We start from the raw sequence: 26,108 nt of genomic DNA, 5'->3' as shown, positions 1-26,108 counted from the left end.
TGCGTGAGGTCGTCTCAGGTGCGGTGCGGCCGAGGCTCGGGCGGGCTCGGACTCGGCGGCCGACGTCGCAGGCCTGCGGGTCCGAGGCCGCCGCACGGGTCCGGCGTCGGCGGGCGGGCCGGCCCCGTGCGTCCTCGGCTAGCGGGCGCGCGCGATCACCCCGATCGGAACCCGGCCGTCGCCGGTGGCCGCGATGACCTCGGCCTGGACCTTCGGATCGATCCCGCCGTACAACTCGATCAGCCGGGCGCCCGCCGCCGCCTCCGACGCGGCGACCGTGACCGCCGCCGCCGCGTCGGGCACGGCGATGAAGTTCGTCCGGCCCGACTCGTCCTCGACGGTCATCCGGTCGGTTGTCGGGTCCGCGCCCGGCTGGAGGTAGATCATGGAAGCCGTCAGGTCCTCGCCGAGTTCGAAGCCCGCCTTGAAGCTCTGGACGCTGTCCAGCGACTCGAAGCCGTAGAGGATGACGCCGACCGACGCCCGATCGCCGACCGAGGCGAGCACCCGCGCCTGCCAGACCGGGCCGGTGGCCCCGCACAGCTCGATGGAGTCGGCGCCCGCCTCGACGAGCGCGACGGCCTTGCGCGCGGCGGCGTCGGGATCGGGTGCGGTGGCGATGGTCGTGCGATGGCTGCCCTCGCCGGTATGGACGTCGTCCTTCGCCGCTTCGTTGAGGATGATCCCGAGGTGCGACATGAGCTGCTCTCCTTCGTGTCCTGACTCGGCACCGAGCAGCTCCTGCGGGCTCCCCGGTGCCTGTCCGTCCCACGCAGTCTCAGACCTCAACCAAGATTGATGTCAAGCTCGGGGCGCCCGGGACGGCTTGTCGAGAGCGGCCCGGTGGCAGGCGGCGGCTCGACGAGAGGCAGTTCCGTCGGCGATGACGGCTCGCACCTGACCGGCGCGAGCGAGCCGGCGGGCGAGGCATCGAGCGACGGCGCATCCGGCTGGCCGCCTCGCGTCCTGTGGGTCAGGAGCCGCCCTTCGCCGCCTTCTTCGCCGCCTGTTTCGTGGCCCTGACCTCGCCGAGAGAGGCGGCGTCGACGACGTCGGCGACGCTGCGACGGGAGCCCTCCTCGCCGTAGGCGCCCGCCGCCTCGCGCCAGCCCGTCGGTCGGACATCGCGCTGCTTGCCCAGCAGGGCGAGGAAGATGCGGGCCTTCTGTTCGCCGAAGCCGGGCAGGGCCGTCAGCCGCGTGAGCACCGTCGCGCCGTCGGGCTCGTCGCGAGTCCAGATCTCCTCGGTCCTGCCGTCGTAGTGCTCGATCAGATGGTGCGCGAGAGCCTGGAGGCGCTTGGCCATCGAGCCGGGGAACCGGTGGATCGCGGGGGTGCGCGAGGCGAGCGCGGCGAACTCGTCCGGGTCGGCCTCGGCGATGCGGCGGACGTCGAAGCCGCCCATCCGCTCGGCGATGTCCCTGGGCCCCTTGAACGCCTTCTCCATCGGAACCTGCTGATCAAGCAGCATCCCGCAGAGCAGCGCGAACGGGTCCGAGGAGAGCAGGGCGTCGGCGTCGGAGTCCTGGGCTAGGCAGAGCGTGCGGGTCATGGCGGACAGCGTCGCACGGCCCGACCGCCCGGCGGGTCCGGCGGCGGGTCGTGTCGCGGCGGCGAGCCGCTGTCGGGCGGTCGCCGCCGTCGGCCTGCCCGGCTCGGCCCGGCGGGTCCGCCGCCTGCGCCGCTGTGGGCCGGACCCACTCCTCAGGCCTCGACCTGGTCCTGGTCGGCCTGCGGCTCGGGAACAAGCGCCCGGATGCCCGCGACGACGTCCTCGACCGGCGGCATCGACTCCGGATCGATCAACGCCTGCACGATGAAGCCGGTGACCAGCGCATAGACCACCGAGCCCAGACCTGCGGCGGCACTGTGCTCGATCTCGTCCGGTTTCTGATCGAGCATCATCGAGGCGAAGGCGCTGCGTCCCTCGCGGAACCCCTGGGCCAGGGCGCTGCGCATCGACTCGTCGAAGTCGGCCTGCGCGAAGGCCTGCACGCTCGCGACGAGCAGGTCGCGTTCGCCGGGGATTGCCTCGAACAGCTTCGTCACCAGGGTCGCGAAGCGGTGTGACGGCTCCTCGGCGTCCGCAGCGCGGACCGCCGACTCCATCGTGTCGCCCCATTCGCTGGTGGCCGCCAGCACGGCGGCGTTCATCAGCGCGTCCTTGGACCCGAAGTGGTACCCGATCGATCCGAGGTGAGCCCCGGAGGCCGCCACGATGTCGCGCGCCGTGGTGGCGCTGTAGCCCTTCTCGGCCAGGCACTTCTTCGCGCCCGCCAGGAGGTCGTCCCGCTGACTCATGCCGCCATCCTAGACGTCTTGAACGGACGTACGTATTGACAGTGATTTGAACGCACGTACGATCAAATCATGGCTTCTTCGACTCCGACCCCGGTCCGCGCGACCGCGCGAACGTGGTGGGCGCTGCCCTTCCTGCTGCTGCCTGCGCTGCTGACCTCGATGGACATCTCGATCCTGTTCGTCGCCTCCCCGGCGATCACCGAGGCGCTCGATCCCACGGCCACCCAGTGGCTCTGGATGATGGACGTCTACGGCTTCGTCATGGCCGGACTGCTCATCACGATGGGCAGCCTCGGCGACCGGATCGGCCGCAAGCGGCTGCTGCTCATCGGCTCGGTGCTCTTCGGCGCCGCCTCCGTCGGAATCGTGTTCTCCTCGACCCCGGAACAGCTCATCGCCGCCCGCGCCCTGCTCGGTGTCGGGGCGGCCACCCTGGCGCCCTCGACCTTGTCGCTGATCAGGAGCATGTTCACCGACCCGCGTCAGCGGCAGGCGGCGGTGGGTGCCTGGACGGTGGCCTTCACCGGCGGGGCCGTCGCGGGCCCGATCGTCGGCGGCGTCCTGCTGGAGTACTTCTGGTGGGGCTCGGTCTTCCTCATCAACATCCCCGTGATGCTCGTGCTCCTGCTGACCGTGCCGTTCCTCATCGAGGAGTCGCGGAATCCCGACGCGCAGGGCTTCGACATTCCCGGCGCGGCCACCTCGCTGATCGCGATCGTCAGCCTCGTCTTCGCCGTCAAACACCTCGTCGAGTACGGGATGGACCCGCTCGCGGGTGCGGCGCTGGCACTCGGCCTCGTCTTCCTCACGGTCTTCCTCTGGCGGCAGCGCAGGGCGAGGTACCCGCTGGTCGACCTCACTCTCTTCCGCAGCGCGCCGTTCAGCGCCGCTGCCTGCGCGAACGGCGTCGTCTCGTTCTCCGCCGCCGGGCTGGGGCTCCTCGCGTTCACCTTCCTGCAGACGGTGCACGGCCTGAGCCCGCTGAACGCCGCGCTCTGGGCCCTGCCCACCTTCGTGGGCACCCTCCTCGGCGCGACGCTGGCCGCCGTCCTGGCGGCCCATGTCCGTCCGGCCGTCCTGCTCGCCGCCGGACTGCTCATCGGCGCCGCGGGATTCGCGCTGGTCGGCGTCATCGAGCCGGGGACGACGCTGGTGCTGTTCATCAGCGGTTACGCCGTGCTCACTTTCGGCATCGGCATCGTGGGCACACTGGCGAACTCGCTCATCCTCACCACCGCGCCGCCCGAACGCGCCGGTGCCGCCGCGGGGATCTCCGAGACGAGCAACGAGCTGGGCGCGGCGTTGGGCATCGCCGTTCTCGGCACGGTGTCCACCGCCGTCTATCGCGCCGCGATGGACTCCTCGGCCGTCGAGACGACGCGCGCGGCGGAGGAGACCGTCGCGGGTGCGCTCGTCGAGGCGGGCGCGCGCGGCGAGCCTGTCGCAAGCGAGCTGCTCGCCGTCGCGTTCGCGGCCTATACCGACAGCGTCAACGCGGCGGGACTCGGCGGGGCGGTGGTGCTCGTGCTGGTGGCGGGCTTCGTCGCCGTCGCGCTTCGCCGGGTCCCCGCCTCGAACGGTGACGACGGGACCGAGCGAGCCGAGGCCGCCGAGGTCGAGGCTGCGACGCCGGCCCGCTAGCCCCCGCCGCGCCGCCGAAGGGGGACGGCGGCGCGGTGGCGGCTCGCCCGGCCTGCGGCGAGAGTCGGGACCCGGCGGCGGTGCCTGCCAGTCGCCCGGCCGGGTGAGTGGGTGGTCCCCTCAGCGTTCCGCCGCCCGTCCCTCCTCCTCCGTCGTGGGCTGTGCGTCGCCTGCGTGCGCCGCACCGGTCGGCGGCTGTCCCCGGAGCAGCCCGGACACGACGACGGCCAGGACGCCGAGCACGGCGGCAGCCGTGGCCGTCGAGGCGGACATCCCGTCGACGAAGGCGCGCCGGGCCAGTTCGAGCAGCGGTTGGCCGACCTCGGCGGGCAGCCGGTCGATCACGCCGACGGCGGCGCCGAGACCGGACTCGACGACCGAGACCGCCTCCGGGGGAAGCTCGGCGGGCAGCCCGTCCTGGACCCCGGACCGGTAGACCAGGGCGCCCAACGATCCGAGTATGGCGATGCCCACGGCGGCGCCCAGTTCGTTGGCCGTCTCGGCGAGTGCGGAGGCCGCTCCGGAACGCTCGGGGCTGACCGACGCGACGACGACGTCGGTGGCCAGCGTCGTGATGGGACTGATGCCGCCCGCCGCGAGGAAGGCTCCGATGACGAGCTGCGCCAAGCCGTCCTCGGCCGGGCTGAGGCTGATGACGATCATTCCGGCGGCGGCGAGGGCGGCGCCGACGCCGAAGATGGGGCCGGGGCCGACGCGGCTCGCCAGCACGGAGGTGACGGCGGCGCCGAGCGTGATCGCGGCCGTGATCGGCAGCAGCCATAACGCCGAGGTCAGCGGGGTGAACCCCAGCACGAGCTGGAGGTGCTGGCTGAGGAACATCGTGAGACCGGCCAGCGAGAACATCGCCAGCAGCCCGGCGACCACGGCACCGCTGAACCGTCGATTCCGGAACAGGGCGACGTCCACGAGCGGACTGGTGAGCCCGCGCTGCCGCAGCAGGAAGACGACGGCCGCCAAGACGCCGATCGCGGCGGCGGCGATGCTCGGCAGGGTGATCGCGAGCGCCTCGGCGGCGGACTTGACCGCCCACACGACCGGCAGGATCGCGGCGAAGGAGAGCGCCACGCTGAGCAGATCCATCGGTTCCGGGCTCCCGTGTCGGTACTCGGGGATCACCAGCGGCGCGACGGCGAGCAGCACCAGGATCACCGGCACGTTGACCAGGAACACCGAGCCCCAGGCGAAGAACTGGAGCAGGACGCCGCCGATGATCGGCCCCAGCGCCACGCCGCCGGCCAGTGCCACCGTCCAGACGGCGATCGCGCGGGTCCGCTCGGCCGGGTCGTCGAACATGTTCCTGATCAGCGACAGCGTGGAGGGCATCAGGGTCGCGCCGCCGACCCCCATCAGAGCCCGACCCAGGATCAGCAGCTCCGGCGTGGTGGCGAAGGCCGCCAGCACGGACGCGGCGCCGAAGGCGGCGGCGCCGATCAACAGCAGCCGTCGGCGCCCCATGCGGTCGCCGATGCCGCCCATCAGGATCAACAGGCCTGCCAGCAGGAACCCGTAGACGTCCAGGATCCACAGCATCTCGCCGGAGCTGGGCGCCAGATCCTCGGTGATGGCGGGGATCGCCATGTGCAGGATCGAGATGTCCATCGAGGTCAGCAGGACGGGCAGCGTCAGGACGGCGAGCCCCAGCCAACGTCTGGAGGCTGCCGTCGTGGTGTGCGGGTGCATCGGGCTCCTTATGCGTACGCCGTACTCATCCGAATGGGTACACCGTACGCCGGCTTTCGGGCCCGTGCGTGATCCCCCTGGAGTCGTGGGCCGAGACCAGCGTGGCTGAGCTGCGCGGCGACCGGATGAGGCCATAACGGAGTCACGGTGACTGACGACAACGCCGCAGATCGCCGCGTCGGCCTCGCGCAATAGGAAGGCGGGGATCAAGGACAGGTTCTTAGGATGGCGTGCAACGAGGAGGGCGGTGCACGCACGATGAGCAGGACGGCGCGGGAGGGTCAGGGGCTCAGCCGGGAGCGGATCGTCGCCGCGGCCATCGAGATCGCCGACGCGGAGGGGCTGGACGCGGTGTCGATGCGGCGGATCGCCGACCAGCTGGGCTCGGGCACCATGTCGCTCTACCGCCACGTCGCGGGCAAGGACGATCTGACCGTGGCCATGACCGACGCGGTGACGAGCGCCTACGCCTACCCGGCTGCCGACGGGCTCGATTGGCGCGAGCGGATGTACGTCCTGGCCAGACACGACTGGAACATGTACGAGGCGCACCCCTGGCTGCTCTTCGCCGACATGACCGCGACGCCGCCCTTCGGGCCCGCCGGTCTGCGGGCGATGGAGTGGGCGTTGTCCGCGCTGGAGCCGCTGGGCCTCCCGCTGGAGGAGTCCGCGCGCGCGATCATGACCATCAACAAGTTCCTCCAGGGCAGTGCTCGGTCGGAGCTGAGCGAGCGGACGGGCGGCACCCGGCCCGAAGCGGACCCCGTGGACCCCGGCTCGCGGTGGCAGGCTCGGCTGGCGGGCGTGGACCTGACCGACCATCCCCGGCTGCGCGAGCTCGCCGCCCTCCAGGGAGTCGGCGCCGGGCGGCCGTGGTTCGACTCCGGTCTGGAGCTGATCCTGGACGGCATCGAGGCGCGAAGCCGGGCCGTCGCGGGGCCCTCAGGCGCCACGGGTTAGCCCGTCGTCGGCGTTTCCCCTGCGATCGGAGTATTCGCCGGTGCTCCGCTCGTCCACTCGGTTCGTCTCATCGGCTTGCGGTGCTGCGCAAACAGGTCAATGACCTTGTCGGTTGATCGACAGCGCGAGAAGACTTGATCTCGCGCATCACCGCCGAGGGGAGTGCCGATGTCTGATCGAGTCGTGTCGCTGATCCGGACCGTGATCCCGGTGTGGTGGGGATCGATTCTCGCCTGGCTGGTGAGCCTCGGCCTGCCAGACGGCATCGCCGGGGCCGCCGCCGACCTCGGGCCGTTACTCGTCGGTCTCACCATCGCGGGCTGGTACGCCCTCGCGCGCTGGCTGGAGTCCCGGCTGCCGACCTGGCTGGTCCGGGTGCTCTTCGGCTCGAGCCGGGCCCCGTCCTACCCGGCGGCCCCGAGCGGTGCAGGGCCCGCGACTCCGGATGCGGTGCCGACTCCCGCCGCCGCGCAGCCCGCGACGGCGGGGAACGGCGCGCAGACCACGGATGCCGCACCGGGCGCGGACGCCGCCGAGGGCGGGAGCAGCACGGACGGCCGCGCGGGATGAACGAGCCGACGGAAGAGGAACTCGACGTCACAGGCGGCGTGCTGACGCCGGGCCTGTGGGAGTGGCGACGCAGACGGATGTTCGCCGACGTCGAGCCGGTGCGCATCGTCTGGATCGGCTCGTCCACCGTGGGCGGCGAGGGTGCGCGCACGCAGGAGGGCACCGCGGCGGCGCTGGTGGGCCGGACACTCGGCGAGGCAGGCACGCACTACCCGGTCACCGGGATCGGCGGCTGGACGATGCTCGGCCACCCGGAGATCGTCTTCGCCGATCTCGCGCTGCGCTCGGTGAAGCTGATCTCGGGCGACGAGATCCGGCGGACGCTGCCCGACTGCGATCGGATCACCGTGCAGTTCATGCAGGGCGTCGGTGCCACCGAGTTCACGGTGTGGATCGACGACAGCGCGTATTCGGTCGTTCCCGACGCCGCCGGATCGTCTCGGCGGGCCGACGGAAGCTGGCTGTCGCCGCTGCTGCCCCGCGCCGACCACGTCATCAGCATCAGCACCCGGGGCGCCGTGATCGTCAACGGCGCCTACGCCCATCGCGCCCCGCACGGCCGAGGCATCGAGACCTACAACGCGGGCCGAGGCGGGACCCGGGCGTCGTCCTACGGCCGGTCGCCGGAACTCGGCCAGATGTGTCGCAGGATCGGACGGCTCGATCCCGCCCTGATCGTGCTCGTGGTCGGCAGCAACGACTACTCCGTCGGAGTGCAGCCCGCCGACTACCGGGCCCAGGTCGCCGACCTGGTCGCGCGACTGCGGACGGCCTGCCCCCGCAGGCCCTCGATCCTGCTGGTCCATGCCGCACGGCGGTCCGACACCCAGGCCCCCTTGCATCCGTGGTCGGCCTACCGCGATCAGCTCCGCCAGATCGCCGAGCTGATCGACGACGTCGCCTTCCTCGACGTCTCGCCGCACTGGCCCGTCGGCCTCGACGCCGACGAACTGGGACTGCTGGTTCCCGACCGCATCCATATCGGCCCTGCCGGTCATCGCTGGCTCGCCGAGCTGGTCAGCGCCGCCCTGACGGCCTCGATCACACCTGCCTCGGCCCCGGTGCTCGCCGAGGAGCCCGTGCCGGGCGGTGATCCGGCCACCCTGCCCGGCGTGATCTCGGCGTGGCGGGCGAGCACCCTCGCAGGCGGCGCGGGGACGCCGGTCACGCGCTGGGCGCCCCATGCAGGCCGTGAGACGGCGCCGCTCGCCCAGGAGCTGCCCGCGTCCCGACCGTTGCTGCGGGTCGACGGGCCGGGCCGACAGCCCTATGTCGAATGCAGTCGGGCGGCCGGGCGTTGGCTGCGGACCGAGGACTGGGCGGCCGAATACGACCTGCCGATCAGCGTGCTCATGGTGGTGCGGCAGCCGAGGGACCTCCTCGGCAACGTCTACAGCGGCCGGTCCGGTCGGTATGTCTGGCTCGGACACATCACCGGGCAGGACACCGACGGATTCCAGACCACCGGCGCGGGCGGCACCGGTCCGCCGAACGCGGCTCCGGTCTGGACCGGCGGTTCACCGGGCTGGCAGCTCATGGCGCAGGTCCACGACGGCGCCGCCTCCCGACACCACGTCTTCGGGCTGCCGCCGGAGGGCTTCGCGGGCGGCACGATCACCGGGCTGCCGGGCCTCACCCTGGCGAACAGCTCGACGGGCGGGGTCGCGAGCAGCCATGACGTCGACCTCGCCGAGATCATCCTCGTCGACCGGGCCTTGACGGTCGTGGAGGTGGAGCGGGCGTTCGCCTGGCTGGCTCGTCGCTATCGCCTCGACCGGTCCGGACGCAGCCTGAGCTGACGCGCGTCGGAGCCGGTCCGGCTTGATCAGCCTGCTGCGCTGTGCGTGCGCGATTCGATCTCCGACCGGGGCCAGGCGACACAGCGGCGGGCGGGCGCGGACCGAGGACCCGTCCGGCGTGGCCGGGGCGGCCGACGCTCAGCTACTGGTGACGTCGTGGCGGCGGGCCTGCCCTGTCGAGCCCCTGCCGCCGGGGCGGCGGACGCGCCGCTCCGCCGCTGCCTGCCACTCGACTCAAGACTCGGGTGTGCGCGATCGGACCGCCGTCGGCGCGATCCTCCGAGACAGCGGGGCAGTCACCGACGCACCGATCCATCGGGACGTCGAGGGCTCGCGGCACGGCCGACGCGGACGGGACGGGGCGTCCCCGAGACCGACTTCCGGGGTGATTCTCCGCGTCGATTCTGCGCGGTGCGGCTGATCCCTTCGACAGGAGAAGTCCACCCGTTCGGTGCACAGTCTCGCGGCCGACTCCCGAACAGACACTTCCGACCTGCTGATCTTCGTCGCACGGTGCTCTGAGTCGGTCTCGCATCTGTTGCCGTCCGCAGCGGGCTCGGTGACGATGAGTGGCGAACCGCTGCTCAGAGCTGCGGACGCGAGGTCGCTCTGGAGCGAACATCGCGCCGGGTTGACACTCAGGAGACGTTGAATGGCACAGGGTTTCTCTCGCGAGCCGGGTACCGAGGGGCCGCTTTCGGGAATCTCTCCCGAAGGTCACCGCAAGGTCTGGCGATGGGGATTCATGATCGCCATCGGCGGTTTCCTTTTCGGTTATGACACCGGGGTCGTCTCCGGCGCGTTGTTGTTCATTCGGCAGGAGTTCGAGCTCAGCTCCTTCGAACAGGGCAGCGTGGTGAGCGTGCTGCTCATCGGCGCGATCGTGGGCGCACTGGTCGCCGGGCGCACCGCCGACCGGCTGGGCAGGCGGATGACGCTCGGCCTGGAAGGGGTCATCTTCGTGATCGGGACGGTGATCGCGACCTTCGCCGTCGACTACGAGATGCTGCTGGCGGCCAGGCTCGTGCTCGGCCTCGCCGTCGGGGCGGCCTCGGCGACCGTGCCGATCTATCTCTCCGAGGTCTCGCCCGCCGAGATCCGGGGCCGCATCCTCAGCCTCAACCAGGTCATGATCACCACGGGCATCCTCACGTCCTACCTGGTCGACCTCGCGTTCTCCTCGACGGAGAACTGGCGCGCGATGTTCGGTACCGGGCTGGTCCCGGCGGTGGCGCTGGTGTTGGCCGCGATTCTGCTGCCGGAGTCGCCGCAGTGGCTCATCCGGCGCGGCCGGGCGGACAAGGCCAGGAAGCTGATCATCTCGATCGCCGACGAGGAGGCCGCAGACCGGCTGGTCGAGCGGGTCGAGCATCGAGACCAGGCCGAGGAGCATCCCGAGGGCACGCAGACCCGACACGGCTGGCGGCTCCTGCTGGACGCCTCGGTCCGACCCGCGCTGCTCGTCGGTCTGACGCTCGCCGCCGTCCAGCAGTTCGGCGGCATCAACACGATCATCTACTACGCGCCGACGATCATCGAGCAGACCGGGCTGACGGCGTCGAACTCCATCTTCTACTCGGTGTTCATCGGACTGATCAACTTCCTGATGACCCTGGTGGCGCTGCGACTGATCGATCGGACCGGCCGCCGCGTGCTGCTGCTCGTCTCCCTGGGGGTCATGTTCGTCTCGCTCGTGCTGCTGGGGCTGAGCTTCGCCCTCGGGTTGAGCCCGGTGCTGTCGCTGGTGTTCATGGTCCTCTACATCGCCGCCTTCGCCTGCGGGATGGGGCCGGTGTTCTGGGTGCTGATCGGCGAGGTGTTCCCGCCGTCGGTGCGGGCGGTGGGATCGAGCGCGTCAACCATGGTCAACTGGCTGTCGAACTTCATCGTCGGGCTCAGCTTCCTGCCGCTGGTGGACGCGATCGGTCAGGGACAGGCCTTCTGGATCTTCGCCGTGATCTGCGCACTCGGCTTCTGGTTCGTCGCGCGGCGGGTTCCCGAGACGGCGGGGCGCGAGTTCGACGAGGTCGACGCGGCACTGCGGACGCGGTTCAAGCGGGGACGGCAGGCAGAAGACCAGGACTGACTCGCGCCGCCTACTGCGCGGTCCGTCGTCCCGGCGCCCGGCCGAGGACGGCGTTCGGAGCGGCCACTCGCGCGACGGCCCGGTCGACTCAGTCGGCCGCCGACTTCTCCGTCGGGAGCTGCCTGCGCTGGTAGTGCCGGGCGGCGCGAGCCCGGTTGCCGCACGCGGGCTTGCAGAACTCCTGTCGCCCGTGGGACTGGAGGAAGTAGCGCACGCAGCGCGGCGCCGGGCAGGCCCGGAGGCGCTCGCGATCCGGTCCGGTAAGGAAGTCGATCGCCGCCGCCGCGAGCGCTCCCGCCAGTCGGGTCACGGCATCGGGCTGAACCGGGCGGCGCCGCGCCGTGGGCGGTCCGTCGTCGGGCCAGCTCAGGGCCGGTGCGACGGGGGCGAGCGCCGCCGCGGTGTTGATGCGCTCGACCGCCTCGGCCACGGGGAGCAGCCGGTGGGCGTCGGCGCGAGAGGGCGCGCCGGGGACGCTGCGTGCGAGCAGGGCACCCGTCGCCGCGCGCAGGGCGACGACGGCCGAGCGGGCCCCTTCGTCGGCGCGGAAGCTCGCCGGGTCGACGACGTCGTGCAGGAGGTCGTGGTTCTCCGCGAGCCAGTCCGCCAGGCCTGCGGGCTCGGTCAGGTCGTCGGCCACCCCGCCCGTGCCGTCATGGCGGATGGTGCCCGCGAGTCGCAACGCCGATCCGCCGTTCAGCGCAGGGAATTCGGTCGAGTGGGCTATGCCACGAACGCATCACGACCGAGACGATCTGGCACTGCCGCGCTGGCCCGATCCCCGGCATGATCAGAGGTATCGGGCAACGAAGCCCGTCGGGCGACGGTCGTTCCTCATCGAGGAATGCGACCGACCCGAAGCTGTTCACGGATCGACGAGTCACTGCGTGGTGGCGGCCGGGCATTCCCGGCGGTGCAGGGCATGTCGATCCGACTGGGGTGCGGCTGTCGAGGTACGCGGTCTTCTCGCGTGGTCGACGGCTGCTGATTCACCGGCTGATGTCCGATCGGTGCCGAGAATCCATGGTGGACCGCCGATGAACCGTGCGGTTCATCGGATCTCCCGCCGTCCGTGCGCGAGACGATTCATCACCGATGCACTCCACACAGTGCATCGGCGATGTGACGTGTCAAGGAGTAGAAGAGATGGCCGAATCCGCATATAACCCTGCCCGAGATTCCGCGATCATCGGCGACACGGCGATTCCCGCACGCCGGGAGGCCTGCGTCGTCGGCGACCGATTCGTCGCGCTCACCAAGATCGAGGAAGTACAGACCGTCAGCCAGTTCGTGGCGTCGCTGCGTCGCGGCGGACCCGTTCCCGAGCGGGTCCTCGCGGTGCAGGGGGTGTCGCAGTTCGAACTCGACTACCTGCGGGAGGAGCTGAACAAGCGGCAGGCCGCGGGGACCGAGATCGTGCCGCCGGTCTCGCCCCGGTTGGGACGAGACATCGTCCACAAGCAGCGGGAACCCAACGTCCTGCTCGCCGATCTCACCCGCACCGGCTCCGACGCCTACACCGCCGGGCTGTGGCTGCACGCCGACAACGAGCTGTTCGGCGATCACCAGACCGGCCAGCACGTTCAGGGACTGGTGATCATCGAGGCGATGCGCCAGATGTTCATCGCCGTCTTCGAGACGGCCTATGGCCGACACAACAGCCATCGGGACTTCTATGTGGTGTGGGACTCGATCGACATCACCTTCCAGTCCTTCCTCTTTCCACTGCCCGCCTCGATTCATTGCGAGATCCTCGAAGAGGACCTCTCCGACGAATCGCGGGCCGGTTATCGGATGCGGATGCGGGTGTTGCAGAACGAGGTCTGCGCCGCCGACGCCACGGTGCGATTCGGCGGTTACGACCAGAGCCGCATCGAGGCGGCCGAGACGAAACGCGCCCGCCGTGCCGTGCACGAGTACCTGCGCGCCAGGGCGGCCGCGACCGAGCCGGTGGGGGTGACCTCATGACTCGGGCCCCGAAGATCGCCGCCGTCTACGACGTCGACGAGACCCTGCTGTCGGTCAAGAGCATGGTGGACTTCCTCCGGTTCTATCTCGCCGAGACCGAGATCCCACCGGACTCGGACCAGGCACGGCGGCTCGCCGAGTTCCAGACCGCACTCGGCGCGGACCGCGAGCCGCGCGAGCAGCTCAACCGGCGCTATTACCGGGTCTACACCGGGGAGCGGGCCGACCGGCTCGCCGAGCTGGGGCGCCGCTGGTTCGCCCTGCGCCGGGCCGAGAGCGGCTTCGTGAACGCGGTGGTCGTGGCAGGCCTCCTCCGGCATCGGCTGGCGGGCCATGTCGTCGTCGCGGTGTCCGGGTCGTTCGGCGCCTGTCTCGATCCGCTGCGGGAGGCGCTGGCCATCGACCACGTCCTGTGCACGGAGCCCGTGGTCGACGCCGACGGCATCCACACCGGGGAGATCACCCGGAGCCTGATCGGCGCGGGCAAACCCGCCGCGCTGCGTGAGCTGGCGGCGGCCGAGGGCCTCGCCCTGCCGTTGAGCTTCGGCTACGCCGACCACATCAGCGACGTCCCGCTGCTGGAGCTGGTCGGCCATCCGGTCGCGGTGCACCCGGACGAGAAGCTTGCCGAGCACGCCGACCGGGCAGGCTGGGCCCGGATGCAGCGCGCTCTGTGGTGACCGAGACCGAGCACTGCGGGTGCGGCTGTGCGGTGGCGGCCTGGTCGCTCGGCCCAGCCCGGTCGAGCCGCCGGAAGTCGGTGGCGGGTGTCCGACGACGGGCGGCGGGCTCGGCGGCGCTGCCGATCTCGATCCCGGCGCGATCGTCGGACGCCGACTCGGCGGGTGCCGCGGGCTCGGCTCGACGGCCCGGGGCAGGCGCCTCTCGGCGCACTGGTTCCGATGCTCCCCGACCGGCCGCCGAGCCGCCGCGACGACTCGCCGTCGTCCGTGCCGACCTCCCCGGGCGGCAGCATCCGTCGTTTCCCCACGATTACGGGCTCGATCCGCTCGCCTTCGACGAACTCGATGAGCTGGAGGACCACCGATGACCATGACCCTGCCCTCCCGAACCCTGCCCGATCGCCTCACGACGGAGATCGGGACGCTGGGCTGGGGCGCCTACCTGCCGGAACGGCTCGTCACCAACGAAGAGGTCGCCCTGCCCGCCGGAGTGGACGCCGGCTGGATCGAGCGCAAGACCGGTATCCGGCAACGTCGCCGCGCCGCCCCGCACGAGGCCGCCTCCGACCTGGCGACCGACGCCGCGCGCACGGCCCTGGCCCAGGCGGGCGTGCGCGCCGAGGACCTCACCGCGATCGTCCTCGCCACGTCGACCCCGGACCACCCGCAGCCGCCCACGGCCTGCCTCGTTCAGGAGCGGCTCGGCGCCACCTCCGCCGCCGCCTTCGACCTCAACGCGGTCTGCAGCGGATTCGTCTTCGCCCTCGGCGTCGGCCGGGACATGCTCGCGGCCACCGGCGGTCTCGTGCTGGTCATCGGCGTCGACGTCTACTCCCGCATCCTGGACCCCGCCGACCGCAAGACCGCCGTGCTGTTCGGCGACGGCGCGGGCGCCGCCGTCCTCGGCTCGGTGCCCGGCGGCCGGGGTGTGCAGTCGATCCGGCTGCTCAGCTCCGGGTCGGAGAACCAGCTCATCCGGGTGCCTGCGGGCGGAAGCAGGATTCCCGCCTCGGTGGACTCCGTTCGAGCCGGACAGCACTGGTTCACCATGGACGGACGCGGCGTCCGGTCCTTCGTGGAGGAGCGGGTGCCCTCGGCGTTGGCGGAGTTCCTCGCCGATGCCGGGGTGGCGCCCTCTGAGGTGCGGCATCTGGTGACCCACCAGGCCAACGGCCGGATGATGGACGACCTGTTCCCTCGGCTCGGGCTGCCCTCGGCGGTCGTCCATCAGAGTGTCCAGCGCTACGGGAACACCGGCTCGGCATCCATTCCGATCACCCTCGCCGAGGCGGCTCCGAAGATCGCCGAAGGCGACCTGGTGTTGATGGCGGGCTTCGGCGGCGGGATGGCGATGGGGTTCGCGCTGCTGCGGTGGTGATCGGCCTTCGTCGGCCGTGCCGGGGGCCCGCAGGCCTGCTCCGGCGTGGCCGAGCCCGACCCCGGGCGGGCCTCGGTGCCCGCCGACGAGCCCGCGATCCGGTTCGGCCGGGAACCGAGGGTCCGCCCGATCCGACGCGCCACGCGCCCCTGCGGCGTGGCACGGACTTCACGGTGCCGCGACCGGGCCGGAATGCCGAACGAGGTCGACGCGCGCCTGCCGAGGCGGCAGGCGTCCCGGCACCGGGCGCGCGTCCCGCCGCGTCTGGTGCGCGACGCCGTCTCTCCCCTGCACCCGGCGCGGGGGAGAGACGGCGCACCGCCTTGCGAGCCCGCCCGGCCGGATCGCTCGGCCGGGCCGCTCGGCGGCTCGCAGAACAGAGAAGTCACGACGAGCACCGCACGAAGGCGAGACTCGGCCGGCCGACCCGGCGGGAAGGAGATCCACGATGGACGTCTCTGCACACCCCGAGGTACTGGTGATCGGAGCGGGTCCGAGCGGCCTGCTCGCCGCCTGCGAACTGCTCCGGCGGGGCGTCCGGGTGCGGCTCGTCGACGCCGCACCCGCCCCCGTCACCTATTCGAAGGCCCTGCTGCTGTGGCCGCGCACCGTCGACGTCTTCGAGAACCTCGGAGCGGGTCCGGCGGTGGAGAAGCACAGCGTGCGCATCAACTCCTTCCGCTACTACTCCTCGCGACGGCAGCTCGCCGACGTCCGCTTCCCGTCGGAGCTGGCCGCCCGCGCGCTGCCCCAGCGCTACACCGAGGACATCCTGCGCGAGACCCTCGCCGGTCTCGGCGGCCGCATCGAGTACGGCAGCCGGCTGCTCGCGCTGGATCGGATGGACTTCTCCGGCGACCCGGCCGCCACCGAGGGGGTCACCGCCGTCTTGGAGCACGCCGACGGCACGGTGGAACGCTGCACGGCCGACTGGCTGATCGGCGCGGACGGGGCGGGCAGCGCGGTGCGCGCGCAGCTCGGCCTCGCCTTCACCGGCTCCACCTATGCCAGCCGGTTCGTCCTCGGCGATGCGCGGGTGGAGGGCGACCTGGCGTCGGACGAGGCGCACTACTTCCAGTCGCCCTCGGGGGTGCTGGTGGTGGTGGCGCTGCCCGACGGCCTGTTCCGCTTCTTCGCCAGCGCGCCAGCCGAGCAGCAGACCGGCGAGGTGGACCTGCCGCTGATCCAACGACTGGTCGACGAGCGCGGCCCCGGTGACCTGCGGCTCGTCGATCCGCAGTGGCTCAGCGGATTCCGCGTCCACCGCAGGCAGGCCGACCGCTTCCAGCTCGGCCGGGTCTTCCTGGTGGGCGACGCCGCCCACGTGCACAGCCCGGCGGGCGGACAGGGGCTCAACACCGGTCTTCAGGACGGACACAACCTCGCCTGGAAGCTCGCCTCGGTGATCCGGGGCGCGGCGCCGATGACGCTGCTGGAGAGTTATGGGCCCGAACGGCACGCGGTGGCGGCGCAGGTGGTGCGCGACACCGACATCCAGACGCAGGCGTGGATGGCGCGCAACCCGGCCGTGGTGGCCGGGCGCGACCTGCTGTTTCACGCGGCGGACCGGGTCGGACTCATCGAGCGCGGCTACCTGCCGATCATGGCGGGACGGCGGTGGCGGTACCGCCCGGCGGAGTCGAGCGCGCTGCTGCGCCCGGCGGCGAACGAGGATCGGGGAGCGCTGAGGGTCGGCACTGCGGCGGGGCCGATCCTGTTGTCGCACCGGGACGAGGAGCGCGACACCAGCTGGACGCTGCTGACCGAGGGCGTGTCCTGCCCGGCTCCGGCGCCCTCGGTGCGGGTGCTGCCCGCGCGGGGCGTGTGGTCGCGGCTGCCGGGCTGCGCCAAGACCGCGTTCGTGCTGCTGCGTCCGGACGGCGTGGTCGCGGCGCGCGGCCGGGTGTCGGAGCTCGGCGCGGCGTGCCGATGGGTGGCGGACCTGCTCGGCGAGTCAGGGCGGGTGGCGGCGGGCGGGTGAGGTGAAAGGTCGGCGGCTGAGCACCGCCGGGGCGCCCGGCGTGTCTTCGGCCTCCCGCAGCGATTCCTGAGTGGGCCGTTCGGTCATTCCCGTGACCGAACGGTCCACTCAGTCGTCTTTCCCGGTGTGTCGGCGTTCGGGATGATTCAGGCGGCGTCGGATTCTTCACTCTCGTCGTTCTCGTCGAGGGCGGTGACCCTGTCGGGGTCATGCCAGACGATCCGGGCGTCGACGTGGTCGTCCTCGCGACGGAAACCGCGCAGGGCGTTCTCCGGCCTCTCCAGGACCATGCGGCAGGTGTGGTCGGTGGAGACCAGCTCGGCATGGCCTGGAAAGGCGAATCCCCAGGCCGCGATGCGGGCGTCGGCGCGCTCGCCGTACTCCTGGACGACGGCGAACAGTCGCGGTGCCTCGTCGGCGACGATCTCGGTGAGGATGCGGGCGAACGTCTCCTCGTCGCAGAGGGGGCGAATTGACGTCGCTGCGCGGGAGGTGGTCGCGGCGTTGGCGGAGGTCTCGTCCTTCGCGTTGGGCTCGGTCATGTGCACTCCTTGATCGTGTGACCCGATCGTGTTAGCGATCTTCCTGATACGGTCGAGTTACCGTAGCTTGAGTTGGGAAACCCATAATTGGCAATGGGTAACCCATATCCTTCACTCCGATGGATGTAAAGCTTGATCAATTCGAGGAGGGTGGCCGACGTGAACTCGGGAGTCAGTCCTACGCTGCGGCTCTGGCAGGTCGCCGAGTCGTGCAAGAACTATCGAGACGCTGCGGGCCTGACCATCGAGGAGGCGGCCGATCGGCTGAAGCCGCGCTCACCACGCTGGTCGCGATCCAAGATCCAGCGGTTGGAGACTCGGCTCTACGCACCGCAGCCCGCCGAGATCGAGCAGCTCACCGCAGGCTACGGCGTGCCTGCGGACGAGGCGGCGGCGCTGGTGCAGATGGCTCGCGAGGCCCGGCAGAAGGGTTGGTGGCAGACCAGCGCGATTCCGAAGAAGTTCCAGACCTTCGTGGGGCTCGAAGCGGCGGCGACGGAGATCCGAGGATTCGAACTGGCCCTGATTCCTGGTCTGCTCCAGACCTCGGACTATGCCCGCGCCTTGATGTCGGCGATCGAACCTGCGACTCCGCCGGATGTCCTGGAGCATCTCGTCGCCGCTCGGATGGTCCGTCAACAGGTGCTTCTGCGTCCGGAGCCGGTGAAGTTCTCGGTGATCTTGAGCGAGTCCGTGCTGCGCTGTCAGGTCGGCGGCAGGCGGGTGATGCGTGGTCAGCTCGAACGACTGGTGGAGGTTGTCGACGAACTGGGTGTCGTGCTCCAGATCGTTCCGTTCAGCGTCGGACCGCACGCTGGGATGGAGGGCTCATTCATGGTCTTGTCGCTGCCGGACCTGGCCTCTGACGTGGGATATGTCGACGGCACGGTCGGTATCGTGTACCTGGAGACCTCCGACGACGTCCGCCGCTGCTTGATGCGCTTCGCCGCCTTGAGCTCGATTGCATTGTCGCCGGGAGACTCGCTCAAGATGGTGTCGTCAGCGCTGGCTGACTATCGATGAGCTATCGGATGAGGTGTGTCATGGCCGGACGGCGTTCGACGGCAGGGCAGTGGCGGAAGTCGAGCCGCAGCGGCGCCGCGAGTGGTGGTGGGCAGTGCGTCGAGGTCGCCTTATTCGGCGGGGACGATCTCGCCATCCGCGACAGCAAGGCCCCGGAGGCTGGGATGCTGTCGCTGACCAGCGTGCAGTCCGCTGCCTTCCTAGCCGGTGTCAAGGCGGGCAGATTCGACGTACGCAGCTGAGCCCGGTCGGTTGCGTACGCATGATGCGGTGCGGTCGGCGGACCCCGCCGACGAGCGTGTGCCCAGTGCTGTCGGTGCGTGCTCAGTCCTGCGCCGAGAATCGGTACTCCACGATGTAGGCGTTCGCGTCCAGCGTCATCTCGTTGACCTCGACTGCCTGGTCCGCATCCGTGTAGGCCGTGCGAACGATGACGATGACCGGCGTCCCCTGTGTCAGACCGAGCGCGGCTGCCTCCTCGCTGTCGGGCACCCGGGCACGAAGCTCTTCTCGGAAACGAACGGGTTCGTGGCCGAGGTCGCGGAGCCGGGCATAGGAGCCGCCGGGTCCGGTGTCGGCCTCGGTGATCGTCGATCCGTCGACGAGATCGGCCGGAAAGTACGAGGTTGCGAGTTGCACCGGTTCGTCGTCGACGAGGAACCGACGGCGACGCACCCACACCTGACGATCCTCGCTCAGGCCTAGGACATGAGCGACGTGGGCGGGTGGTGTCTCGCGAGAGGTCGCCACAGCTGCGACCACCTGATGTCGGTTTTCGTCCGTACTCCAGATCGGCTGTCCCGAACTCCAGACCGCGCTTCGTAGGCGGTCCGGCGAGACTCGGCGGATCGGACGGAACTCACCTGAGTGGATCGTATCGACGATAGCCCGGACTTCGGTCTGGTGATCTCGGCGCATCTGGCCTCTCCTACCGGTAAGCCTCGTGCAATGCACGTCGTCTGCGGCGGGCGTGCGACCTGAGTCGGTGAAGCGGACGCACGCCCTATGATGTCACGCAAGGTGAGGAGGCCGTCATTGTCCGTCGCTGAGGTGCTCGCTGCGCTTCGCCGTGCGCACGCTCGGCTGAGTGAGGCGCGCGTGGAAACCGGCATCGCCGCCACCGCGATCGCGGACGGGGCTGCGCACTTCGCCGCCGCGACCGCCGGTTCCGCGCAGTAGGAGGTCAAGCAAGCCGACCATGCTGTTCAGGCCGCAACTGAGGATGTGCGCGCTGCGCAGCTGCTCATCAGGCAGGCCCAGGACGTGATTGACGCCTATTGTCATGCTGTCGTCGGGCACGGCGTCGCCGACGTTTCGCCGCTCGTGGCGCCCGAACCTGACCGTGCATCTCCGCAGGCGCCTGCCCGTTTGCCGTCGGAGCCGCAGCAACAGCCGTCCGCCGAGCGTCATTACGCTGACTGCATCGCGGAACTCCGCCGCAACAAGGCCAAGATCAACACTGCTGAGGTCGTTCGCATAGCCAGGCATCGGGCGGGGCATCTTGTCTGGCTGGAGACGGGGGATTCGGAGATATCTGGGCAGGAGCACATATTGAAGTCGGGGCGGAAGAAGAGTTTCGAGGATATTGGAATCCCGGCCGATCGCATCATTGACTTCATCTTTAACAGAATTGAGAATGAAGAGCCGGTGGGATACTATGGAAACGGAGGCGAGGTGCATGAGATCGAGATTGGGGGCGCCAGTAGAAGGGTGGTCATCGTCATTGGAGGCAACGGCTACTTGGTGACAGCGTACCCGTTGAAGAAACGACATAAAATTCGGCCGCGACAGAAGAGAGAGTGAGGCGGCATGGGTAAGAAAGTGCTCCTGCTGGCGGGGTTCGTGCAGGGCCCCTTCTTCTATCATGATCAAGATGGCGACTGGATGAATCACCTGGTAGACGAGGCGGGGGAGGACCTCGGGCTCAGTGCGGAGCTGGTGGCAGACCTGACCCGGTGGGACGAGGAGTACCAGGACATCTACGATTCCGGCCATCCGCCGGACTCCGCATTCCCGACCGCCGAGGCGAAGCTCGCCTGGACCGAACGAGGCAGGGCGTTGGCGGCACGCATCAAACAGGAGTCCTCGATCGCGGTCGAGGTCGATTATCAGGCCAACGGATCGATCCCGGAGGGAACCTGCGTCTTCTGACTGGTGCGGTAGGCCGAACTCGAACCTCACCCCTGCCGCGCCCGCCCTCACTCCTCGAGCAGATGCCGCAGGAATCCTTCCGGCTGCGCGAGAAAGCCTCGGGTCAGGGCCACCGGCTCGGCCTCGTCGTAGGTGACCTCGTCGATCTCGCCGTCCGAGTCGATCTGGAGGATCTGCGCACCGGGCACGGCCAACAGGATCGGCGAGTGCGTCGCGATGAGGAACTGACAGCCCTGCCTGGTCAGGTCGCCGATGCGAGTGATCAGCGCCAGACAGCCGCGCACCGACAGCGCGGCCTCGGGCTCGTCTAAGACGTAGAGGCCGTCGGGTCCGAAGCGGTGGGTCATCACGTCGAGGAACGACTCGCCGTGCGAACGCTCGTGCAGCGGCACCCCGCCGTAGGCGTGCCCGACCTCGAGACGCTCGATCTCCGTTGCGACGTTGTAGAAGCTCTCGGCGCGGAGGAAGAAGCCGGTGCGCGGCTTCCTGATGCCCCAGCGCATGATCAGGTGATCGCCCAACGACGATTCGCTCGCGCGGGTGGCGAAGCGGAACGACTGGGTGCCGCCCTCGGCGTTGAAACCGGCCGCGACCGCGGCGGCCTCGATGAGGGTGGACTTCCCCGTTCCGTTGTCGCCCACCAGGAACGTCACCTGCGGATGCAGATCCAGTTCACGGCGGCGGGTGAGGTGGCGGACGACGGGGAGGGTGAAGGGGTAGCGGCCGGTGTCCGATGCCGGGTCGAGCTTGATCTGTTGGATGAACCCGCCCGTGCTGGTGCGGGCGGTTCCGTTGCGGCTCACCGGTTGTCGCTCCCTGCCTGCGTCGAGTCGGGGCGGTCCGTCGATCGCCGAGGCGGGCGGTGCGGAAGTCCTCCCTCGTCGGAGCAGCGTAGTGCGCCGGCCGCCCGACTGGGGGAGGGGCGGGCGACCGGCGCGATTCGAGGCGACGCGGGGTTCAGCGGCCCGCGATCACCCCGCTGGTGTGCCACGCCGCCGTGGCGGCGCGCACGGTCTGACCTGCGGCGAGTCCGCCTGCCGCTGCCGCACGGTTGACCGCCGACACCACGCCGTGCTGCCAGGTGTCGTCGGCGTCGCCGATGCGCGCGGTGTCGTTGTCGACGACCGCGCAGGCGGTCTCGGCCGCGTCGAGCAGGTCAAGGGCCGCCGCCCCCGCGCGGTCCTTGCCCATGCCCGCGTCGTTGAAGAAGATCAGGCCCGGCAGGAACCTGGTTCCCCACTCCGCCGAGCTGCTGCCGCCGTGCGAGCCGGTGACCGCCACCGACCCTCGGTCGTCGAGGCTCAGCGAACTCACCGAGTCCACCAGCACCACAGGCGATCCCGTGGCGTCCCGCACCGTCGTTCGTAGCATCGGACGTCCTCCTTGTTCGGCAGCAACCGGGTGTCGTGGGTGGAAGCGGGTGACACGGACTTGATCAGGCGGTATCGCGCTCGCCGTCCGGTGCGGCAGGCTTCGTGGCCGGACGGCGAGCGCGGGGGTCCGGCCGTTCGCCGCAGCGGCCGCCGCCGGACCCCGGCTCGGTGTCGGGTGCCGAGCCGGACTCCGGGATCGTCGCTGGTCCGGCGCCGATCAGAACCGGGTGCCCACCGGCGCGGGGAGGCCGTCCAGCTCGGCCAGATCGCCGGGGGTGAGTTCGATGCTCAGGGCGCCGAGGTTCTCGGTGAGGTGACCGACCACGGTGCAGCCGGGGATCGCGACGAGGTTCGGGTCCTGCGCCAGCACCCACGCCAGCGCCACCTGCGACGGCGCCGCGCCGTGCCGCCGGGCCACTGCCTCGACGCCGTCCAGGATGCGCATGTTCTGCTGGAGCGCCCCGTCCTGGAACCGGGGCATGGCCGCCCGGAAGTCGGTGTCGGACAGCACGCTCGTCTCCCGCACCGCACCGGCGAGGAAGCCCCGGCCCAGCGGCGAGAACGCGATGAAGCCGACGCCGTGCGCCACACACCAGGGCAGCACCTCGTCCAGGGTGTCCCGCGACCACAACGACAGCTCCGACTGGAGGCTGGCGATCGGCGCGACGGCCGCCGCCCGCTCCAGATCGGCGACGCCCGCCTCGGACAGTCCGATGTGGACCGCCTTGCCTGCCGCCTGGAGCTCGGCCATCGCGCCCCAGCTCTCCTCGATCGGCACCTGGGGGTCGACTCGGTGCAGCTGGTACAGGTCGACGTGGTCCACGCCGAGCCTGCTCAGGCTGCCGTCGATCGACTTCCGAATATGCTCCGGCGTCCCGTTCGGCGTGACCTTGACGGTCTGCGGGTACAGCGTCATGTCGGGCACCAGGCCGCACTTGGTGGCCAGGGTGATCTCGTCGCGCCTGCCGCGCAGCGCCTTGCCCACCAGCACCTCGTTGGTGAACGGCCCGTACAGGTCGGCGGTGTCGATCAGGGTGACGCCGTTGTCCACGGCCGCCTGGATGACGCGCACGGACTCCGCGTCGTCGCGCGAACTCTCGTCATAGACCCAGCTCATCCCCATGCAGCCCAGGCCGAGGGCGGTGACCTCCAGCCCGCTGCGGCCCAGGGCGCGACGGTGGGCGGGCGACCCGGCGGCGGCGGGGACGGTCTGCGTGCTGCTGTCCACGTTCACTGGTGTCCTCTCACTTCGATGCCGCGTGCTGCGGCGGTGTGCGGCGATGGGGGAGCGGGGCGCTCACGGTGCGTCGGGACCGGCGGTCACCAGGCCTTGCGCGGGACCCGTCGCGGATTCGGCCCCGTCTGCGAAGATGCGGCGCGGGTTCTCGACGAGCATCGTGTGGACGTCGGCGTCGGTGACCCCTAGGCGCCGCAGCGCGGGGATGACGTCGTCGTGAATGTGGGTGTACTCCCACCGGGGGAACAGCTCGGGTCGTCGGTCCGCCGCGAGGTAGTCGATGAAGCAGCAGGTGTCGTGGGAGAGCACCATCCGGTCGGCGTGGCCGCGCCGGACCAGTTCGGCGACGATGGCGATCCGCTGCTCCAGCGAGGCGATCGGGTCCATGCCGAAGCGGTCCATGCCCAGGTAGCAGCCGCCGTCGATCAGCCGAAGCAGGTAGTCGACGTCCTCGGTGTCCCCGGAGTGGCCGATGATCACGCGCGACGGGTCGACGCCCTCGGCGACCAGCAGGTCGAGTACCTGATTCCCGTTGCCCACCACCGAGTTCGTGTGGGTGGTGATCGGCACTCCGGTGGCGAGGTGCGCCCGCGCGCTGGCCCGCAGGATCTCCTCGGTCGCGGGCGACAGCTCGGGGTCCTCGTGCGCGGCCTTGATCACGGCGGCGCGGACTCCGGTGTCGCCGATGCCCTCGGTGATGTCGCGGATGAACATCTCCGTCATCGGGTCCGGGCCGCCGAAGAGGGTGCCCGGACCCTGGTAGAAGAAGTACGGCGGCATCTCGCGGTAGGCGTAGACGCCGGTGGCGACCAGGATGTTCACCGGGCTCTGCGCGGCGATCCTGGCGATGCGGGGGATGTAGCGACCCTGGCCGAGTGCGGTCACGTCGACCACGGTGCGGACGCCGCGCTGGTAGGCGGCCTGCAAGCGCGCGACGGCGTCGGCGACTCGTTCCTCCTCGTCCCAGTCGAGCTGGTAGTTCTGTTGAAGTTCGGAGCTGAGCACGAAGATGTGTTCGTGCATCAGGGTGGGGCCCAGTTCTGCGGCGGGAACTGACCCGCGCGCGGTGGGAACTGTGGACACGTCGCCTCCAGATCGGGGTTGTTCGAGAGTCAGTGCAAGCCGACGGCGCCGGCGTCGGGCAGGCGCCGGTTCGTCGGTGCCGTGGCCGTCGCCGACGAACCGGGAGCGGGAGACGCCGCCCGTGCGGTCGCGGCCGGGCCGGCCTGCGGGACGGCGTCGGGGCGAGCGGCGGCCCGCCGGTCGCCTGCGGAGCGGAAGCGGTCCACGAGCCAGACGGCGACCGCGACGGCGATCATCCCGGCGGCGACGGCGCATGCGCCGATCCAGCCCCAGTGCTGATAGGACAGCGCGCCCAGCGCGGTGCCTGCGGAACCGCCGATGAAGTAGCTGGTCATGTAGACCGTGGTCAGTCGGGCGGGCGCCTGGGCGGCGAGTCGGTAGACCTCGCTCTGGTTGAGCAGGTGGACGCCTTGGATGCCGAAGTCCATCAACACGATCCCGAGCACCAACGGCACCACGTGGAAGCCGCCCGCATAGACCAGGCCGAACGAGGCCAGCGTCAGCACCAGCAGGCTGATCGTCGCGGGTGCCTGGAGACCTCGGTCGGCGAGTCGTCCGACGCGGGCCGCCGCGAGCACGCCGCCCAGACCCGCGAGTCCGAGCAGGCCGATGCCGGTCTCGCTCCAGTTGTACGGCGGCCCGGCGGTGAGGAACGCCGACGACGTCCAGATGGCGTTGAACGCGCCGTAGCAGAGCGCGCCGTAGAGCGAGCGGCGGCGCAGCACGGGCTCGGAGGTGACGAGTTCGCGGATCGAACCGAGCAGCCGCAGATAGGGGACGGCGGAGTCCGCCGGTCGATCCGGCAGCGCTCGGTGCAGGGCCAGACCGCTGAGCAGCATCAGCACCGCCGCGACCGCGAAGACCGAGCGCCAGCCCGCGAGGTCGGCAAGCAGGCCCGAAACAGTTCTGGAGAGCAGTACTCCGGTGAGCATTCCGGTCATCAGCGTGCCGACGACGCGCCCGCGTCGATCCCCGCTGAGCACGGCGAGGTAGGCCACCAGCACCTGGACGAGCACCGTCGTCACGCCGACGGCCGTCGCCGCGACCGTGAGCACCGTGAGTCCGGGAGCCAGCGTCATGACCACGAGGCCCGCAGCAGTGAGGACGGTCAGCACGACGACCAGCCGCCTGCGACGCAGCACGTCGGCCAGCGGAAGCAGCAGGAGCAGGCCCAGCGCATAGCCCACGTGCATGGCGGACAGCGAGGATCCCGCCTGGCTCACACCGGCGTCGAACTCCCGGCCGATGGTGTCGAGCAGAGGTTGCAGGTAGTAGAGGTTGCCGACCGTGACACCGCAGATGACGGTCAGCAGCCACAGCATCGGGATCGGTGGGGCGCCGGTGGTCACCCCCGGGCCCGGAGGGCTCGCTCGACGTTCGTCTGCCATCACAGCATCCTGACTACTATAAGAACCTTGATTCGAATCAGAACCTATGGCAGTTCGGGCAGTCGGTCAACCCTTCTCGGGGTTGCGGGGACATGTCGGCGAGGTGTCGCAAACGCCGGCGCCGGATGGCTGTGGGCGGCGCTGGGCGCGGCGGCCCGCGCGGCCAGATTCGGGCTGAAAAACGCCGACCTGGCGTCACACTGAGTAGTATCACCTAGTCGTGCGTTGCTACGCGGCGGTAAC

General features: G+C 70.4%; 26 protein-coding genes. 13 read left to right on the top strand and 13 right to left on the bottom strand.

What is annotated here, in order from left to right; translation table 11 throughout:
* Positions 1–138 precede the first annotated feature (138 nt).
* The 3 genes from UA74_RS22985 to UA74_RS22975 form a co-directional block, all read right to left on the bottom strand.
* Positions 139–789: a DUF6506 family protein gene (locus tag UA74_RS22985; protein ID WP_157434390.1), complete on the bottom strand. Its 651-nt coding sequence runs from the start codon at positions 787–789 to the stop codon at positions 139–141.
* 184 nt (positions 790–973) lie between these two features.
* Entirely contained in the window at positions 974–1,552 is a 579-nt protein-coding gene (locus tag UA74_RS22980; RefSeq protein WP_075742113.1) for an HhH-GPD-type base excision DNA repair protein, read from the bottom strand.
* A gap of 152 nt (positions 1,553–1,704) precedes the next feature.
* Complete coding sequence (locus tag UA74_RS22975) at positions 1,705–2,301, bottom strand: TetR/AcrR family transcriptional regulator (protein WP_075742112.1); 597 nt, start codon at positions 2,299–2,301, stop codon at positions 1,705–1,707.
* 69 nt (positions 2,302–2,370) lie between these two features.
* Between UA74_RS22975 and UA74_RS22970 the strand changes: the two genes are divergently transcribed.
* Positions 2,371–3,942: an MFS transporter gene (locus tag UA74_RS22970; protein WP_075742111.1), complete on the top strand. Its 1,572-nt coding sequence runs from the start codon at positions 2,371–2,373 to the stop codon at positions 3,940–3,942.
* Between the two features lie 120 nt (positions 3,943–4,062).
* Here UA74_RS22970 and UA74_RS22965 read toward each other — a convergent pair whose 3' ends face one another.
* The gene (locus tag UA74_RS22965) at positions 4,063–5,643 is read right to left on the bottom strand and encodes an MFS transporter (RefSeq protein WP_075765469.1); all 1,581 of its coding nucleotides are present in this window, start codon (positions 5,641–5,643) and stop codon (positions 4,063–4,065) included.
* Between the two features lie 225 nt (positions 5,644–5,868).
* On the opposite strand from UA74_RS22965, the gene UA74_RS22960 reads away from it, so the two are divergent.
* The 4 genes from UA74_RS22960 to UA74_RS22940 all read left to right on the top strand — a co-directional run bounded on the left by UA74_RS22960 (position 5,869) and on the right by UA74_RS22940 (position 11,058).
* On the top strand, positions 5,869–6,603 hold the full coding sequence (locus UA74_RS22960; protein WP_198042827.1) for a TetR/AcrR family transcriptional regulator: 735 nt from the start codon (positions 5,869–5,871) through the stop codon (positions 6,601–6,603).
* A 168-nt stretch (positions 6,604–6,771) separates the two neighbouring features.
* Positions 6,772–7,173 carry a hypothetical protein gene (locus UA74_RS33075; protein WP_198042826.1) on the top strand — a complete coding sequence of 134 codons (402 nt, stop codon included), beginning with the start codon at positions 6,772–6,774 and terminating at the stop codon, positions 7,171–7,173.
* Positions 7,170–8,972, top strand: coding sequence for an SGNH/GDSL hydrolase family protein (locus UA74_RS22950; RefSeq protein WP_075765465.1), 1,803 nt, complete (start codon positions 7,170–7,172; stop codon positions 8,970–8,972). The genes UA74_RS33075 and UA74_RS22950 overlap by 4 nt, the downstream gene beginning before the upstream one ends.
* Positions 8,973–9,624: 652 nt before the next feature.
* Positions 9,625–11,058, top strand: coding sequence for a sugar porter family MFS transporter (locus UA74_RS22940; protein ID WP_075765461.1), 1,434 nt, complete (start codon positions 9,625–9,627; stop codon positions 11,056–11,058).
* A gap of 88 nt (positions 11,059–11,146) precedes the next feature.
* Here UA74_RS22940 and UA74_RS22935 read toward each other — a convergent pair whose 3' ends face one another.
* A complete protein-coding gene (locus UA74_RS22935; RefSeq protein WP_198042825.1) occupies positions 11,147–11,740 on the bottom strand; it encodes a CGNR zinc finger domain-containing protein in 594 nt (197 codons plus the stop codon).
* A 464-nt stretch (positions 11,741–12,204) separates the two neighbouring features.
* Between UA74_RS22935 and UA74_RS22925 the strand changes: the two genes are divergently transcribed.
* The 5 genes from UA74_RS22925 (at position 12,205) to UA74_RS22905 (ending at position 17,068) form a co-directional block, all read left to right on the top strand.
* Positions 12,205–13,026: an AfsA-related hotdog domain-containing protein gene (locus UA74_RS22925; RefSeq protein ID WP_075742103.1), complete on the top strand. Its 822-nt coding sequence runs from the start codon at positions 12,205–12,207 to the stop codon at positions 13,024–13,026.
* Positions 13,023–13,706: an HAD family hydrolase gene (locus tag UA74_RS22920; protein ID WP_075742102.1), complete on the top strand. Its 684-nt coding sequence runs from the start codon at positions 13,023–13,025 to the stop codon at positions 13,704–13,706. The genes UA74_RS22925 and UA74_RS22920 overlap by 4 nt, the downstream gene beginning before the upstream one ends.
* Entirely contained in the window at positions 13,703–14,077 is a 375-nt protein-coding gene (locus UA74_RS22915) for a hypothetical protein (RefSeq protein WP_157434389.1), read from the top strand. The genes UA74_RS22920 and UA74_RS22915 overlap by 4 nt, the downstream gene beginning before the upstream one ends.
* On the top strand, positions 14,074–15,087 hold the full coding sequence (locus tag UA74_RS22910) for a 3-oxoacyl-ACP synthase III family protein (protein WP_075742100.1): 1,014 nt from the start codon (positions 14,074–14,076) through the stop codon (positions 15,085–15,087). Before UA74_RS22915 ends, UA74_RS22910 begins: the two co-directional genes overlap by 4 nt.
* A 448-nt stretch (positions 15,088–15,535) precedes the next feature.
* Positions 15,536–17,068, top strand: a complete 1,533-nt coding sequence (locus tag UA74_RS22905; RefSeq protein WP_075765457.1) for an FAD-dependent monooxygenase — start codon at positions 15,536–15,538, stop codon at positions 17,066–17,068.
* Between the two features lie 146 nt (positions 17,069–17,214).
* Here the strand turns inward: UA74_RS22905 and UA74_RS22900 are convergent, their stop codons facing one another.
* Positions 17,215–17,610 (bottom strand): hypothetical protein, encoded by a 396-nt coding sequence (locus tag UA74_RS22900; protein WP_232237381.1) that lies wholly within the window; start codon positions 17,608–17,610, stop codon positions 17,215–17,217.
* Positions 17,611–17,769: 159 nt separating this feature from the next.
* On the opposite strand from UA74_RS22900, the gene UA74_RS22895 reads away from it, so the two are divergent.
* Positions 17,770–18,633: a helix-turn-helix domain-containing protein gene (locus UA74_RS22895; RefSeq protein WP_075744119.1), complete on the top strand. Its 864-nt coding sequence runs from the start codon at positions 17,770–17,772 to the stop codon at positions 18,631–18,633.
* Between the two features lie 20 nt (positions 18,634–18,653).
* Positions 18,654–18,875, top strand: a complete 222-nt coding sequence (locus UA74_RS22890; RefSeq protein ID WP_232237380.1) for a DUF397 domain-containing protein — start codon at positions 18,654–18,656, stop codon at positions 18,873–18,875.
* Positions 18,876–18,957: 82 nt separating this feature from the next.
* Here the strand turns inward: UA74_RS22890 and UA74_RS22885 are convergent, their stop codons facing one another.
* The gene (locus UA74_RS22885) at positions 18,958–19,383 is read right to left on the bottom strand and encodes a GntR family transcriptional regulator (RefSeq protein ID WP_075742097.1); all 426 of its coding nucleotides are present in this window, start codon (positions 19,381–19,383) and stop codon (positions 18,958–18,960) included.
* 282 nt (positions 19,384–19,665) lie between these two features.
* Positions 19,666–20,313, bottom strand: coding sequence for a hypothetical protein (locus UA74_RS22880; RefSeq protein ID WP_157434388.1), 648 nt, complete (start codon positions 20,311–20,313; stop codon positions 19,666–19,668).
* Between the two features lie 129 nt (positions 20,314–20,442).
* Here UA74_RS22880 and UA74_RS22875 point away from each other — a divergent pair, with 129 nt between their 5' ends.
* A complete protein-coding gene (locus tag UA74_RS22875; RefSeq protein ID WP_157442314.1) occupies positions 20,443–20,784 on the top strand; it encodes a hypothetical protein in 342 nt (113 codons plus the stop codon).
* Between the two features lie 47 nt (positions 20,785–20,831).
* Here the strand turns inward: UA74_RS22875 and UA74_RS22870 are convergent, their stop codons facing one another.
* From UA74_RS22870 to UA74_RS33780, 5 genes are all read right to left on the bottom strand, one after another.
* Positions 20,832–21,587, bottom strand: a complete 756-nt coding sequence (locus tag UA74_RS22870) for an AAA family ATPase (protein WP_157434386.1) — start codon at positions 21,585–21,587, stop codon at positions 20,832–20,834.
* A gap of 154 nt (positions 21,588–21,741) precedes the next feature.
* Positions 21,742–22,155 carry a hypothetical protein gene (locus tag UA74_RS22865; protein WP_075742094.1) on the bottom strand — a complete coding sequence of 138 codons (414 nt, stop codon included), beginning with the start codon at positions 22,153–22,155 and terminating at the stop codon, positions 21,742–21,744.
* A 219-nt stretch (positions 22,156–22,374) separates the two neighbouring features.
* A complete protein-coding gene (locus UA74_RS22860) occupies positions 22,375–23,385 on the bottom strand; it encodes an aldo/keto reductase (RefSeq protein ID WP_232237379.1) in 1,011 nt (336 codons plus the stop codon).
* 69 nt (positions 23,386–23,454) lie between these two features.
* Positions 23,455–24,477: a phosphotriesterase family protein gene (locus UA74_RS22855; protein ID WP_075765451.1), complete on the bottom strand. Its 1,023-nt coding sequence runs from the start codon at positions 24,475–24,477 to the stop codon at positions 23,455–23,457.
* A gap of 29 nt (positions 24,478–24,506) precedes the next feature.
* Positions 24,507–25,865 carry an MFS transporter gene (locus UA74_RS33780; RefSeq protein ID WP_232237377.1) on the bottom strand — a complete coding sequence of 453 codons (1,359 nt, stop codon included), beginning with the start codon at positions 25,863–25,865 and terminating at the stop codon, positions 24,507–24,509.
* Positions 25,866–26,108 lie beyond the last annotated feature (243 nt).

Origin of the sequence: Actinoalloteichus fjordicus (genome assembly GCF_001941625.1) — a bacterium.
GTDB classification, from domain to species: Bacteria; Actinomycetota; Actinomycetes; order Mycobacteriales; family Pseudonocardiaceae; genus Actinoalloteichus_A; species Actinoalloteichus_A fjordicus.
This window is presented reverse-complemented; position numbering and strand designations above follow the sequence as displayed.

What these genes read in the sequence shown, in the direction of transcription:
- UA74_RS22980 (WP_075742113.1), bottom strand. Translation starts at nt 1,552, where the DNA reads ATGACCCGCACGCTCTGCCTAGCCCAGGACTCCGACGCCGACGCCCTG.
- UA74_RS22975 (WP_075742112.1), bottom strand. Translation starts at nt 2,301, where the DNA reads ATGAGTCAGCGGGACGACCTCCTGGCGGGCGCGAAGAAGTGCCTGGCC.
- UA74_RS22970 (WP_075742111.1), top strand. Translation starts at nt 2,371, where the DNA reads ATGGCTTCTTCGACTCCGACCCCGGTCCGCGCGACCGCGCGAACGTGG.
- UA74_RS22965 (WP_075765469.1), bottom strand. Translation starts at nt 5,643, where the DNA reads ATGCACCCGCACACCACGACGGCAGCCTCCAGACGTTGGCTGGGGCTC.
- UA74_RS22960 (WP_198042827.1), top strand. Translation starts at nt 5,869, where the DNA reads ATGGCGTGCAACGAGGAGGGCGGTGCACGCACGATGAGCAGGACGGCG.
- UA74_RS33075 (WP_198042826.1), top strand. Translation starts at nt 6,772, where the DNA reads ATGTCTGATCGAGTCGTGTCGCTGATCCGGACCGTGATCCCGGTGTGG.
- UA74_RS22950 (WP_075765465.1), top strand. Translation starts at nt 7,170, where the DNA reads ATGAACGAGCCGACGGAAGAGGAACTCGACGTCACAGGCGGCGTGCTG.
- UA74_RS22940 (WP_075765461.1), top strand. Translation starts at nt 9,625, where the DNA reads ATGGCACAGGGTTTCTCTCGCGAGCCGGGTACCGAGGGGCCGCTTTCG.
- UA74_RS22925 (WP_075742103.1), top strand. Translation starts at nt 12,205, where the DNA reads ATGGCCGAATCCGCATATAACCCTGCCCGAGATTCCGCGATCATCGGC.
- UA74_RS22920 (WP_075742102.1), top strand. Translation starts at nt 13,023, where the DNA reads ATGACTCGGGCCCCGAAGATCGCCGCCGTCTACGACGTCGACGAGACC.
- UA74_RS22910 (WP_075742100.1), top strand. Translation starts at nt 14,074, where the DNA reads ATGACCATGACCCTGCCCTCCCGAACCCTGCCCGATCGCCTCACGACG.
- UA74_RS22905 (WP_075765457.1), top strand. Translation starts at nt 15,536, where the DNA reads ATGGACGTCTCTGCACACCCCGAGGTACTGGTGATCGGAGCGGGTCCG.
- UA74_RS22900 (WP_232237381.1), bottom strand. Translation starts at nt 17,610, where the DNA reads ATGACCGAGCCCAACGCGAAGGACGAGACCTCCGCCAACGCCGCGACC.
- UA74_RS22890 (WP_232237380.1), top strand. Translation starts at nt 18,654, where the DNA reads ATGGCCGGACGGCGTTCGACGGCAGGGCAGTGGCGGAAGTCGAGCCGC.
- UA74_RS22880 (WP_157434388.1), bottom strand. Translation starts at nt 20,313, where the DNA reads ATGCACCTCGCCTCCGTTTCCATAGTATCCCACCGGCTCTTCATTCTC.
- UA74_RS22875 (WP_157442314.1), top strand. Translation starts at nt 20,443, where the DNA reads ATGGGTAAGAAAGTGCTCCTGCTGGCGGGGTTCGTGCAGGGCCCCTTC.
- UA74_RS22865 (WP_075742094.1), bottom strand. Translation starts at nt 22,155, where the DNA reads ATGCTACGAACGACGGTGCGGGACGCCACGGGATCGCCTGTGGTGCTG.
- UA74_RS33780 (WP_232237377.1), bottom strand. Translation starts at nt 25,865, where the DNA reads ATGGCAGACGAACGTCGAGCGAGCCCTCCGGGCCCGGGGGTGACCACC.